The organism is Pseudomonas sp. BF-R-30 (genome assembly GCF_019956175.1).
GTDB classification, from domain to species: domain Bacteria; phylum Pseudomonadota; class Gammaproteobacteria; order Pseudomonadales; family Pseudomonadaceae; genus Aquipseudomonas; species Aquipseudomonas jessenii.
In genome coordinates this window covers 1-11,853 of the sequence record NZ_JAHBDE010000031.1, presented here as the reverse complement: position 1 = coordinate 11,853, position 11,853 = coordinate 1, and the positions used below count along the sequence as shown (strand labels likewise).

The following is an 11,853-nucleotide window of genomic DNA, read 5'->3' as shown; positions in this document are numbered from 1 at the left end:
GCTCGCGAAGAGGCCGGCCTAGTCAGCGAAGAGTTATCAGGCTGCCCCCCGCAGATGCTCAAACAACATCCGGCTCACCGGCGACAACAAAGCTTCATCGCGCACCACCAGAATCAACGCCCGGTCCGACCATTCGTCCGTCAGCGGCACCGCGTGCAAACCCAGTGCCCGGCCAAACAATTCATAAGCCTTGTGCGGCAAAATGCCGATGCCCATATTGGCCTGGATCATCCGACACATCGCATCAAACCCCGGCACATGAATACGAACCCGCAGTACCTTGCCGGCCTGGCGCGCCGCCGTGTGGGTACGCATGTTGATCGAACTGGCGGCATGCAACCCAACGTAATCACTGTCCAGCGTGTCGGCGAACGCCACGCTGGACCGACTCGCCAATGGATGGTGCGACGGCATCAACACCACCAGTTTGTCCTGGCGATACAGCACGCTGTGCAGGCCCTTGATGTCACTGTCGATGGAACAGATCCCGAGGTCGGCCACGCCGTCGAGCACACCCTGAATCACCCCGGCGCTGGGGCGTTCTTCGAGGTCGGTCTTGACCTGTGGGTGACGCTCGGAAAAATCCCGCAGGTCCTCAGGCAAAAACTGAATGATCGCCGACAGGTTGGCGAGCATCCGCACGTAGCCGCGCACACCGTGGCTGTGCTCGCCCAGTTCAAGTCCCATTTTCTCGACGTTGAACAACATCTGCCGGGCATGGTGCAGCAGGGTTTCACCGGCCGGCGTCAGGGACATGCCCTTGGCCTGGCGCACGAACAGGCTGATGCCCAACGCCTCCTCCAGCTCCATCAAACGCTTGCTCGCCGCCGAGACGGCAATCGCTTCGCGCGCCGCTGCACGGGTCAACGTGCCCTCTTCGTGCACGGCGACGAACAGTTGCAGGGTGATCAGGTCGAGACGGCGGATCAGGCTTTTTTGCAGCATCGGGTACTCGGCGAAGTCGGCTCAGGCGAAGTCGCAGCATAGCGTTCTTCGCCCACGTCGTGCCGTGGTCCAGGCACCGGTCGTGATAAAGTCGCGGCCCACAGACCTTTTGCCGTGAGACGAAGACCGCAATGACCGATTTCCAGGATGTCGATGCTCAACTTGAAGACTGGAACGCCTTGCGCAGCACCACTTCGTTCAGTGGCTTGCTGGTGGGCAACGGTGCCAGTCGCGCGGTGTGGGACGATTTCGGCTACGAGTCGCTGTTCGAAAACGCCCGCACCGTTGAAGAAAAACCCCTGAGCCCGTCCGAGTTGAGCGTGTTCGATGCGATGCAGACCCGCAGTTTCGAGCAGGTACTGAGCGCCTTGAAAACCACCAGCCGGGTCAACAAGGCCCTGGCTGTCAGCTCCGCCGCCCCGCGCAATCGCTACTACGCGATCAAGGAAGCGCTGATCAACACCGTGCACGCAGTGCATATCCCGTGGCGGCTGGTAGTGCCTTCGACGCTGGCGACGATCAATCAGGAGCTGGCCAGCTACCGCACGGTGTTCACCACCAATTACGACCTGCTCAACTACTGGGCGGTGCAACACCAACCTGAGGCGATCAGCGATCTGTTCCAGGGCGCCGAGCCCGGTTTCGACCTGAGCGACACGGCCACCGATAAAACCCGTTTGCTGTACCTGCACGGCGGTCTGCATCTGGTGCGCAACCAGGACGGTACGGCGCGCAAGCTGATGTCGACCGAGGGCACGTTGCTGGGCAATTTCGCCATCAACAACACGATCAAGACCCTCGACGACGTGCCGCTGTTCGTCAATGAAGGCCCGAGTGCGGACAAGCTCAAGACCATTCGCAGTTCGGATTACCTGTCGTTCTGCTACGAGCAATTACTCGGTCACGGCCAGGCGCTGTGCATCTTCGGCCATGCGCTGGGGGAGCAGGACAGCCACATCATCAATGCCTTGCGCCTGGCGAAACCGCAGGTGGTGGCGATCTCGATTTACCCGCGCAGCAAGGCGTTCATCCAGCACCAGAAGCGGCATTACGCGAAGGTGTTTGAGGGGACGGGTATGGAGTTGAGGTTTTTTGATTCGAAGAGCCACGCGTTGGGTGGCACGAAGTTATCGGTTCCAGTCGAAGTTTAGTACTGGCCGACCTGGCGCTTTCGCGAGCAAGCCCGCTCCCACAGGTGACAGGGTTTCTACAGGAGAAATGCAGTCAAATGTGGGAGCGGGCTTGCTCGCGAAGCTTTTGCAGTCAACTCATTCTTCAGTGCTGTGCACCACCACCAGCAACTGCGCCTGCACCTCGCCCACCGAACGAATCCGGTGCGGCTTTTGCGCATTGAAATGCAACGCATCGCCACGATCGAGCAGCACGCGCTCGTTCATGAAGTCCACCTCCACCCGCCCTTCGTGGACGAATAAAAACTCCTCGCCCAAATGCTCCTTGAAGGTCTTGTCGGTGAACTCGGCCGGCGGGTAGATGATGAACGGCAGCAGGCTGCGTTCGCTGACCTGATGGGCCAGCACCGCGTAACCCGAATTGTTGTCACTGACGCCCAAGGGTTGCCGTTCGTGGCTGCGCACCAGGCTGTAGCTGTCGAGGCTGACGTTGTCTTCAGAGAACAGTTCCTCGACCTTCACATTCAGCGCCCTGGCCAGTTTCAGGGCCGCAGCAATCGACGGCGTGTTCAACCCACGCTCGACTTTCGACAGGTAACTCTTGGTCATGCCGGATTGTTCGGCCAGGGTTTCCAACGTCACGCCAAGTTTTTTTCTGAGTAATTTCAAACGGATAGACATGTAGAGCGATTTATCCATCAAGGAGGCAACGATTTGTCCTTGCCAATGACACAATGTGTCATATAGCCTCTTTAGTGTCATTTGCACTCACCGACGACTTTGCGAGGAACCGGTGAACGGCAAACCCGACGTCCATTGAATCACCCAAAGGACACCGATATGGCCAAGACATTAGCACTGCCCAAAGAGCAACTGGTCAAGCACGCGCTGAACCAAATGCAAAATACCCTGGCGGATAATACGTGGACCGCCCGGCAAAAGCTGGCCCTGACCTGCCGCATCCTGTTCGAGCATGGTCACGATTCCGGCCTTGCCGGACAAATCACCGCCCGTGGTCCGCAACCCGGCACTTACTACACTCAACAACTGGGCCTGGGTTTCGACGAAATCACTGCGAGCAACCTGCTGCTGGTCAACGAGGACCTGGAGGTGCTCGAAGGCCACGGCATGCCCAACCCGGCCAATCGTTTTCACAGTTGGGTGTACCGCGCCCGAGCGGATGTGAACTGCATCATTCACACCCATCCGACCCACGTTGCAGCCTTGTCGATGCTGGAAGTGCCGTTGCAGATTTCCCACATGGACCTCTGCCCGCTCTATGACGACTGCGCGTTTCTCGAAGGCTGGCCGGGCGTGCCGGTGGGCAACGAGGAAGGCGAGCTGATTGCCGGGGCACTGGGCGACAAACGGGCGATCCTGCTTTCGCACCATGGCCAATTGTCCACCGGCGATACCATCGAGGAAGCCTGTGTCATCGCGCAACTGATCGAACGCGCCGCAAAACTGCAACTGCTGGCGATGAGCGCCGGGACCATCAAGCCGATCATTCCCGAACTGGGCCGTGAAGCCCACGACTGGATTGCCCGGCCCAAGCGGCATGCCGCCGCTTTCAACTACTACGCCCGGCAGATCCTGCGCCAACACGCCGATTGCCTGAACTGAACCCATCGATCGAACGGAGAGACACCATGTCCACCGCAAACATTCACGGCATCATCGGCTACACCATCACCCCTTTCACCCCCCACGGCGAGGGCGTTGACCTGGATGCCCTCGGGCGCTCCATCGACCGACTGATCGAGGGTGGCGTACACGCCATCGCACCGCTGGGCAGCACCGGTGAAGGTGCCTACTTGAGCGATGCAGAGTGGGATCAGGTCAGCGAGTTCAGCATCAGGCACGTGGCCAGGCGCGTGCCGACCGTCGTCAGCGTGTCCGACCTGACCACCGCTAAAGCGGTGCGTCGCGCGCGTTTCGCCGAAGCTCAAGGCGCCGATGTGGTGATGGTGCTGCCCACGTCCTACTGGAAACTCAGCGAAGCGGAAATCCTCGCCCATTACCGCGCCATCGGCGACAGCATCGGCGTGCCGATCATGCTCTACAACAACCCGGCCACCAGCGGCACCGACATGTCGGTGGACCTGATCCTGCGCATCGTCAACGCCGTGGAAAACGTGACCATGGTCAAGGAGAGCACCGGCGACATCCAGCGCATGCATCAACTGCAACGTCTCGGCGAAGGCCAGGTGCCGTTCTACAACGGCTGCAATCCGTTGGCCCTGGAGGCCTTCGCCGCCGGCGCAAAAGGCTGGTGCACCGCTGCGCCGAACCTGATCCCGCAGCTCAACCTGGATTTGTACGAAGCAGTGCTGGCCAACGATTTGCGCAAGGCACGCGAACTGTTCTATCGCCAGTTGCCGCTGCTGGACTTCATCCTCAAGGGTGGCTTGCCGGCAACGATCAAGGCGGGTTTGCGGGCGACGGGCCTGGAGGTGGGGGATCCGCGGCTGCCGGTGTTTGCGTTGAGTGAGGCAGGTTGTGGTCAGTTGCAAGGGCTGCTGAACGCCTTGCGCTGACTTCCTGCCATACACAAAACCACAATGTGGGAGCGGGCTTGCTCGCGAAGACGGTGGAACATTCAATAGACAGGTTGAATGTGACGGCCTCTTCGCGGGCAAGCCCGCTCCCACAGGGGATGAGTGTTGATCTCAAAGCACCGGCAACGTCTTGTCCTTGACCACCTTGGACGAACCGTTGGCCTTCACGCTGGCGATGCCTTTCTCCATGGCGGCATCGGAGGAATAGGCCTCGCTGCTGCCGATGATCTCGTGGTTGCCCGCCTTCAGGTTGAAATACGGGTGGCCATCCTTGGTGATTTTCTTCTCGTAACGCTCATCCAGCGGGCTGTTGGCCTGGACCGAGGCAATGCCTTTGTCGGCGGCGGCGTGGGTGGTGTACAGCTCGCTGGTCAGAATGGTCTCGGCGTTGGCCGCCTTGAGGACAAACCTGAACTGACCATTGCTGCTTTTGCTCACTTCATACCATCCGGACATGCTCTTTCTCCTTGGCGATTGAAAGGTTGCGCGCTTCACAGTAAAGACCAGCCTCGGGTTTCTGTCGCCTGCTCTGGCCCCTTCGCGAGCAAGCCCGCTCCCACAGTAGATTTGTGTACACCCAACCATTGTGGGAGCGGGCTTGCTCGCGAAGCGGTCGACGCAATGTCGGCTATTTCACCGCAGCCCGCACCACCGACAACTCCGGCACCTGAGTCCGACGCTGACTCAGATACCGCGTACAACTCACCCGCAGGAACGAAGCGAAATTGACCACTTCGCCGCGATAGTCCATCACCTCTTCATACAGCTTGGCGATCAACTGGTTGGTGGTCATGCCGTCGACCTCGGCGATTTCGCTGAGGATGTCCCAGAACTGATTCTCCAGCCGCAAGGTGGTGACCACCCCGCAGATGCGCAGCGAGCGGGAGCGCGATTCGTAGAGTATCGGGTCGGCTTTGACGTACAGCTCGCACATGGGCATGCCCCTCTTTACAGCGTGATTTTAGTACCCAGCAACCCCAGGAAACCGGCCAGCCAGTTCGGATGCGCAGGCCAGGCCGGAGCCGTGGCCAGATTGCCCTGGACATGGCCGTCCGTCACCGGAATATCGATATACGTACCGCCCGCCAGCCGCACTTCCGGAGCGCAGGCCGGGTAAGCGCTGCATTCACGACCTTCGAGAACACCTGCTGCCGCCAGCAACTGCGCGCCATGGCACACGGCAGCGATCGGCTTGCCAGCCTTGTCGAACGCACGCACCAGTTCCAGGACTTTTTCGTTCAGGCGCAGGTACTCCGGCGCACGGCCGCCCGGAATCAGCACCGCGTCATAATCGGCGGCGTTGACCTTGGCGAAATCGAAGTTCAGGGCAAACAGGTGACCGGGTTTTTCACTGTAGGTCTGGTCGCCTTCAAAGTCATGGATCGCCGTGCGCACGGTCTGGCCGGCAGCCTTGTCCGGGCAAACGGCGTGCACCGTGTGGCCGACCATCAGCAACGCCTGGAACGGCACCATCACTTCATAGTCTTCGACGTAATCACCGACCAGCATCAGAATTTTTTTCGCAGCCATGGGGAGGACTCCTCTGGAAGTGGGCGTGCAGGAGTATTCAAGGTAGTCCTTATCCGTGGGGGTGGGTAATAACCTGCTACTACGGCGTTATCGTTCTTCGCGAGCAAGCCCGCTCCCACATTGGAATGCGTTTCCCCTGTGGGAGCGGGCTTGCTCGCGAAGAGGCCCGCAAACTGTACGGATAAGTCTGTGCCTAGCTGTAACAGCGGAAAACCCAAGGTTTATGGCTATATGGAGCCTTACCCCATCACACCATATTCTGGTTGCCATCATGTCTTCGCGCGAAAACACCGGCATGGCCCTGGGCCTGCTCGGCGTTGTGATCTTCAGCCTCACCCTGCCCTTCACGCGGATCGTCGTGCAGGAACTCCACCCGCTGCTCAATGGCCTGGGCCGGGCACTGTTTGCAGCGGTTCCGGCGGCGTTGCTGTTGCTGTGGCACCGGGAAAAATGGCCGACCTGGAAGCAGGTCAAAGGCCTGACGCTGGTGATGGCCGGGGTGATCCTCGGTTTCCCGGTATTGTCGGCCTGGGCCATGCAAACCTTGCCGGCGTCCCACGGTGCGCTGGTCAACGGTTTGCAGCCGCTGTGCGTGGCGCTGTACGCCGCGTGGTTGTCCCATGAGCGGCCTTCGAAAGCCTTCTGGGCCTGCGCCGCATTGGGCAGTGCGCTAGTGCTCGGTTATGCACTGATCAGCGGTGCCGGCAGCATTCAGGCCGGTGACTTGCTGATGCTCGGCGCCATTGCAGTGGGCGGATTGGGTTACGCCGAGGGAGGCCGGCTGGCCAGGGAGATGGGCGGCTGGCAGGTGATCTGCTGGGCGCTGGTGCTGTCGACGCCGCTGCTGATCGGCCCGGTGGTGTATCTGGCACTGCAACATCAGGGCGAGATTTCCGCCAAGACCTGGTGGGCCTTCGGATATGTCTCGCTGTTTTCGCAGTTCATCGGTTTCTTTGCCTGGTACGCCGGACTGGCCATGGGTGGCATTGCCCGGGTCAGCCAGATCCAGTTGCTGCAGATCTTCTTCACCATCGCCTTCTCGGCGCTGTTCTTCGGTGAACATGTGGAGCCGATTACCTGGCTGTTTGCCGGCGGGGTGATCGTGACGGTGATGCTCGGGCGCAAGACAGCGATCAAACCCAATCCTGTGGGAGCGAGCTTGCTCGCGATGGGGACATCACATTCAACATCTCTATCGACTGTAAATCCGCCATCGCGAGCAAGCTCGCTCCCACAGGATCAGAGGTAACCGTCGGAGCGCAGCAGGGTTTCCAGGCAATGCTCGCTGATGTGATAGAAATCCTTCAGCTCCTGAATCTTCGCCAGCAACTGAGCCGGGTCCACTGGTTCTGCGCGTTTGACCGCCAGGATCATCTTGTTCTTGTTGGTGTGGTCCAGAGAGATGAACTCGAACACCTTGGTCTCATAGCCGCAGGCCTCAAGGAACAACGCGCGCAAACTGTCGGTGACCATCTCGGCCTGCTGGCCCAGGTGCAAGCCGTATTGCAGCATCGGCTTGAGCAGCGCCGGGCTCTGGATTTGCAGGCGGATCTGTTTGTGGCAGCACGGCGAGCACATGATGATCGCCGCGCCGGAACGGATGCCGGTGTGGATCGCATAGTCGGTGGCGATATCGCAGGCATGCAGGGCGATCATCACGTCCAGCTCGCTCGGCGCCACGCTGCGCACGTCACCGCACTTGAACACCAGGCCGGGGTGTTCAAGCCTGGCGGCGGCGGTGTTGCACAGGGTGACCATGTCTTCACGCAGCTCGACGCCGGTCACCTCGCCTTCGGCCTTCAAGGTGTTGCGCAGGTAATCGTGGATGGCGAAGGTCAGGTAGCCCTTGCCCGACCCGAAGTCCGCCACACGCACCGGCTTGTCCAGCGCCAGGGGGGACGACGTCAGCGCATGGCTGAACACTTCGATGAACTTGTTGATCTGCTTCCACTTGCGCGACATCGCCGGGATCAGCTCGTGCTTGCTGTTGGTCACACCGAGGTCGGCGAGAAACGGCCGACTCAGGTCAAGAAAACGGTTTTTCTCACGGTTGTGCTCGGCCGATGGCACTTCGCGCAATTGCTGAGGTTGGCTCTTGAACAGCGATGACTTGCCTTTTTTGCTGTATTCGAGCTGGGCTTCGTCGGTCAACGACAACAAATGCGCATTTTTGAACGACGCCGGTAGCAGCCCGGCAATGCTCGCCACGCCTTCGACCAGCGGCAGGTTCTTGGTGATATCGCGGGTCTTGTAGCGGTAGACAAAAGACAGGCAAGGCTGCGCCTTGACCGTCACCGGCTTGATGATGATCCGCTGCAGGTCCGTTTCATCACCCACGTACTTGGCCAGCACCAGTTTGATGAATGCGTTGTGCTCGAGGCTCGACTGCAGCAGGTCGATGAACTGGGCGTGATGATCCGGCGCGAGGCTGGCGGGAGTGGCGGTAACGGACATGGAAAAACGGCCTCGGCAATACGAATCTGGAGATGCCGGGTATTTTAGGGGGGACGAGGGTTTTGGGCACGGGGTAATTTTGCGCCAGGTCCCGTTCCCGCCGATCGGGACCTGAATTCAACCGTCGCTACCTCATGGCTCCACCAGTCGAAGTTTGCGATTGGTCGGCGAGTTGATGACGAACTTGACGATCAACCCTACCGGCACCGCCCACGTCAGACCGTTGACCGGATCAGTGACCACGGCGACAGTTTCGGAACTTGCAGCCAGATCCAGACGTCGGCGATCGTTGCTGGATTTGAGTAACCCATATGCATGGCTGACCAGCCGCTCCGCCTGGTGCATCGGCATATCCAGACTCTGCAAATGCCTCACCGCACGGCAGAACAGCACTTGATCATCAATCACACCCTCGCCTTCATGACGGGTCAGAAACGCCTGCGCTATGGCCAATAGCTCCTCATTCAAATGGGCCTGTTCATCAACCTCCTTCATGCTCAAGACTCCTGTTGCGCTTGCGCCGCCGGAGCACTCTCGGCGACAGGCCGTGCGGCGCGGCGCAAGTCAGGTCCGGCGCACGGCAGGTGCACGGCCGGATTGGGCATGCCACTGGGGGAAAGCTCATGGGTCATTTCGAACTCGGCCCGTACCGACCAGCCACAGGCCTCCGACGTACATTGCAGGTATGCCACCCGCAGGAAGATATGCCGCCCTTCGCTGGTACGTATGCGCATCCGGCTCAAGCAGTGCGGGCACACCATCTTGTAAGTACTCATACATGCTTCCCTTGGGCCATCCGGTGGTAATCGAATTGATCAAACGCAATACTGTTTGAAACACAATTGGTGAAAGACAGGTGCTGCAAATAACGTCCGCCAGACAAAAGGAAGTGCAACGGGTGGACACGTAATAGATACGAGCCAAGCTCGTAGGAAATCACCCTGATACCATTAGGAAGTTTCGACATCGTATTCTTCTGATTCATAGTTGACGATTGATTACTTACAAGAAAAAAAGTACTCATTACGCATACGTTAAGCACTCAAAAAGCATATGTCAAAAGGAAGAGGCTCAAATTGCGTAGCAAAAAATCACAAGCTGTTTTGGCCCGCCTGAAGCAAATCACGGGTACAAAAACTGACGCATCCCTGTCTTCTGCGCTACAGATCAGCCCCCAAACACTCAGCAGCTGGAAAGGCCGCGACAGCACGCCATACTCATTATGCGTAGATATTGCACAGACTCGCGGCATCTCCCTTGACTGGTTGCTGCTGGGCGAGGGCCCCATGCTGCGGCAGCCCCATGTCAACGCTCCTGCAAATGTTGCGGAAACTGCAACAACGCAGGAAAGCACCATCCTTTCGCTGTGGCGATTGCTTGATGAGGATGACCGCTGTGCAATACAAAACGCATTGGAGGAAAAGCGACGCCTGCGGGATCTGGAAACACAACTTTCGGAAATGGCCACTATCCTGGCCTCACTTGGACACTCAAACAAAACCTGATTTGAAGTCCGACGTTTCAATGCTTGAAGGCATGCCACAAAACAATAATGTTGCCACTACTGCGAACAATCATTACGCATGAAAAAACACTCACCGCTGCATGCCATGGGCTAACCGGCAGGAATGTCAGCAATACATCGATGCCGGCAAGGCAGAACACTGCGCCAAGCAAGCTGATCAATATCCTGTCGCACCAGTGGTAACGTTGTTCGTCGCGCTGGTAACACGCCAGCCTGAACGCACTGACCAGGTGAGCCACGCCCGTCCCCCACACCAGAGCCGCCATCTCAAAGGTCATTGCCCTCGCCCTCTGAGATGACGAAGGATGTCACCGAGGCCGGCGCCATCGATCCACTGCATGAGCTTGATGCTGATGGGAATGACCAGCAACGCGCACAGAAAGGCCGTCACACCGGCTGTCAGAAAAGGCGCCAGTGGCTGGGCGACCGGGACAAACAGGTAACCGACACCCGCCGACAACAGCCAGGAACCGATGCGTTGCCAGGCCTTGAAGTTGCCGCGAGTGGTCGTGACCAACCACGCGCCAAGCGTCGCGCCGAACAGGGCTTCTCCATCGATAGCCGGCAACGTCGCAATACCCAACCCCACCATGAGCCCGCTGATACTGTTATAGGTCGAATCAGTCAGGCTCATGGGTATCTCGCGACTGCAATGGCTCAACAGTGATGGCTCCCGACTTCAGCGCCTTGAACACGGCAGCGTTGCGAGATCTGACGGCGAACTTGCGGCGGATATTGGAAAAGTGGAAGTTGATGGTGGATTCCGAGCAACTCTGAATCCTGGCGATCTCCCAGGACGTCTTGCCTTTAAGGCACCACTCCAGGGCTTGTGTCTCTTTCGTTGTCAGTTGCACCAGCGGAGTAAGCATTGCGCTACCGGGTGCATCCTCCACCAAGGTCTCCAGCGTTTGTTGCGTTTTCATAAGAACTCCCTCTACACAGAACGCCCATCGCAGGGCGTGCACCATGAGAGAGATGTTGAAGACAAGCTCCCCGCCGGACAACGTTCGGGAACTGTGTCGCGGCGCATTACAAAAGCAGATGAAGCCCTGGCTTAACCCAGCACCACCAGACGATTCGGCAGCTCGTTGCGCACATGGGTCACCGGCACATGTACCTTGAGCAACTCGCCACAGGCCTCGACGCAACTGACAAAGCCCTGCAGCGTCTGCCCCTGTTTCACCTGCTGGGTGAACGTCGCGACGATCGCATCCCAGTTCTTGTTGTCCAGGCGACTGGAAATCCCTTCATCCACCAGGATCTCCACGTAACGCTCGGCCTCGGAAACGAAAATCAGCATGCCGGTGCTGCCCTCGGTGTGGTGCAGGTTCTGCTCCAGGAACTGCCGGCGCGCCAGGTTCGAGGCGCGCCAGTGGCGCACCGAGCGCGGGATCAGATGGGTGGTTACTTTCGGCAGGCGGAACACCAGGCAAAGCACGATGAAGATGGCCCATTGCACCATCAGCAGGCTGTGCATGGTCAGCCAGCCGGTGAGGTAATGCACGATGCCTGGCACCAGTAGCGCCAGCAGGCTGGCCCACAGCAAGGGGATGTACGCATAGTCGTCGGCGCGGGCTGCGAGTACTGTCACCAGTTCTGCGTCTGTCTCGCGCTCGACCCGGGCAATGGCCTCGGCCACCTTGCGTTGTTCGTGTTCAGTCAGTAATGCCATGTCGTGAAGCTGCCTCTTATACACATCTCCGAGCCCACG

Annotated in this window: 17 protein-coding genes; 5 read left to right on the top strand and 12 right to left on the bottom strand. The window is 59.0% G+C overall.

What is annotated here, in order from left to right:
* Positions 1-36: 36 nt before the first annotated feature.
* Positions 37-945, bottom strand: a complete 909-nt coding sequence (locus KGB20_RS16685) for a LysR family transcriptional regulator (protein ID WP_154946604.1) — start codon at positions 943-945, stop codon at positions 37-39.
* A 131-nt stretch (positions 946-1,076) separates the two neighbouring features.
* Between KGB20_RS16685 and KGB20_RS16680 the strand changes: the two genes are divergently transcribed.
* Positions 1,077-2,096: a DUF4917 family protein gene (locus KGB20_RS16680; protein WP_223473771.1), complete on the top strand. Its 1,020-nt coding sequence runs from the start codon at positions 1,077-1,079 to the stop codon at positions 2,094-2,096.
* A gap of 117 nt (positions 2,097-2,213) precedes the next feature.
* Here the strand turns inward: KGB20_RS16680 and KGB20_RS16675 are convergent, their stop codons facing one another.
* Positions 2,214-2,756, bottom strand: a complete 543-nt coding sequence (locus KGB20_RS16675) for a helix-turn-helix domain-containing protein (RefSeq protein WP_057716658.1) — start codon at positions 2,754-2,756, stop codon at positions 2,214-2,216.
* Between the two features lie 159 nt (positions 2,757-2,915).
* Here KGB20_RS16675 and KGB20_RS16670 point away from each other — a divergent pair, with 159 nt between their 5' ends.
* On the top strand, positions 2,916-3,698 hold the full coding sequence (locus KGB20_RS16670; RefSeq protein WP_154861779.1) for an aldolase: 783 nt from the start codon (positions 2,916-2,918) through the stop codon (positions 3,696-3,698).
* Between the two features lie 26 nt (positions 3,699-3,724).
* On the top strand, positions 3,725-4,612 hold the full coding sequence (locus KGB20_RS16665) for a dihydrodipicolinate synthase family protein (protein WP_154946606.1): 888 nt from the start codon (positions 3,725-3,727) through the stop codon (positions 4,610-4,612).
* 132 nt (positions 4,613-4,744) lie between these two features.
* On the opposite strand, the gene KGB20_RS16660 is transcribed toward KGB20_RS16665, so the two are convergent.
* The 3 genes from KGB20_RS16660 to KGB20_RS16650 all read right to left on the bottom strand — a co-directional run bounded on the left by KGB20_RS16660 (position 4,745) and on the right by KGB20_RS16650 (position 6,163).
* A complete protein-coding gene (locus tag KGB20_RS16660; RefSeq protein ID WP_150814255.1) occupies positions 4,745-5,089 on the bottom strand; it encodes a YegP family protein in 345 nt (114 codons plus the stop codon).
* 172 nt (positions 5,090-5,261) lie between these two features.
* The gene (locus KGB20_RS16655) at positions 5,262-5,567 is read right to left on the bottom strand and encodes a ribbon-helix-helix domain-containing protein (protein WP_150814253.1); all 306 of its coding nucleotides are present in this window, start codon (positions 5,565-5,567) and stop codon (positions 5,262-5,264) included.
* Between the two features lie 14 nt (positions 5,568-5,581).
* Positions 5,582-6,163 carry a DJ-1/PfpI family protein gene (locus KGB20_RS16650; protein ID WP_008051822.1) on the bottom strand — a complete coding sequence of 194 codons (582 nt, stop codon included), beginning with the start codon at positions 6,161-6,163 and terminating at the stop codon, positions 5,582-5,584.
* A 271-nt stretch (positions 6,164-6,434) separates the two neighbouring features.
* Between KGB20_RS16650 and KGB20_RS16645 the strand changes: the two genes are divergently transcribed.
* Positions 6,435-7,412: a DMT family transporter gene (locus KGB20_RS16645; protein WP_102672086.1), complete on the top strand. Its 978-nt coding sequence runs from the start codon at positions 6,435-6,437 to the stop codon at positions 7,410-7,412.
* Here the strand turns inward: KGB20_RS16645 and KGB20_RS16640 are convergent.
* The 3 genes from KGB20_RS16640 to KGB20_RS16630 form a co-directional block, all read right to left on the bottom strand.
* Entirely contained in the window at positions 7,403-8,617 is a 1,215-nt protein-coding gene (locus KGB20_RS16640) for a class I SAM-dependent methyltransferase (RefSeq protein ID WP_154946607.1), read from the bottom strand. The two genes, KGB20_RS16645 and KGB20_RS16640, sit on opposite strands and share 10 nt — an antisense overlap.
* Positions 8,618-8,749: 132 nt before the next feature.
* Positions 8,750-9,112, bottom strand: coding sequence for a hypothetical protein (locus KGB20_RS16635; RefSeq protein WP_057716059.1), 363 nt, complete (start codon positions 9,110-9,112; stop codon positions 8,750-8,752).
* Between the two features lie 2 nt (positions 9,113-9,114).
* A complete protein-coding gene (locus KGB20_RS16630; protein WP_090453593.1) occupies positions 9,115-9,393 on the bottom strand; it encodes an ogr/Delta-like zinc finger family protein in 279 nt (92 codons plus the stop codon).
* A 300-nt stretch (positions 9,394-9,693) separates the two neighbouring features.
* On the opposite strand from KGB20_RS16630, the gene KGB20_RS16625 reads away from it, so the two are divergent.
* Positions 9,694-10,122, top strand: coding sequence for a helix-turn-helix domain-containing protein (locus KGB20_RS16625; protein WP_102672093.1), 429 nt, complete (start codon positions 9,694-9,696; stop codon positions 10,120-10,122).
* A 16-nt stretch (positions 10,123-10,138) separates the two neighbouring features.
* Here KGB20_RS16625 and KGB20_RS16620 read toward each other — a convergent pair whose 3' ends face one another.
* The 4 genes from KGB20_RS16620 to KGB20_RS16605 form a co-directional block, all read right to left on the bottom strand.
* Positions 10,139-10,420, bottom strand: coding sequence for a phage holin family protein (locus KGB20_RS16620; protein WP_154861783.1), 282 nt, complete (start codon positions 10,418-10,420; stop codon positions 10,139-10,141).
* Positions 10,417-10,776, bottom strand: a complete 360-nt coding sequence (locus KGB20_RS16615) for a putative holin (protein WP_057716063.1) — start codon at positions 10,774-10,776, stop codon at positions 10,417-10,419. Before KGB20_RS16615 ends, KGB20_RS16620 begins: the two co-directional genes overlap by 4 nt.
* On the bottom strand, positions 10,763-11,065 hold the full coding sequence (locus tag KGB20_RS16610; RefSeq protein WP_057716064.1) for a helix-turn-helix domain-containing protein: 303 nt from the start codon (positions 11,063-11,065) through the stop codon (positions 10,763-10,765). Before KGB20_RS16610 ends, KGB20_RS16615 begins: the two co-directional genes overlap by 14 nt.
* Positions 11,066-11,196: 131 nt before the next feature.
* Positions 11,197-11,814: a TPM domain-containing protein gene (locus KGB20_RS16605; RefSeq protein ID WP_057716065.1), complete on the bottom strand. Its 618-nt coding sequence runs from the start codon at positions 11,812-11,814 to the stop codon at positions 11,197-11,199.
* Positions 11,815-11,853 lie beyond the last annotated feature (39 nt).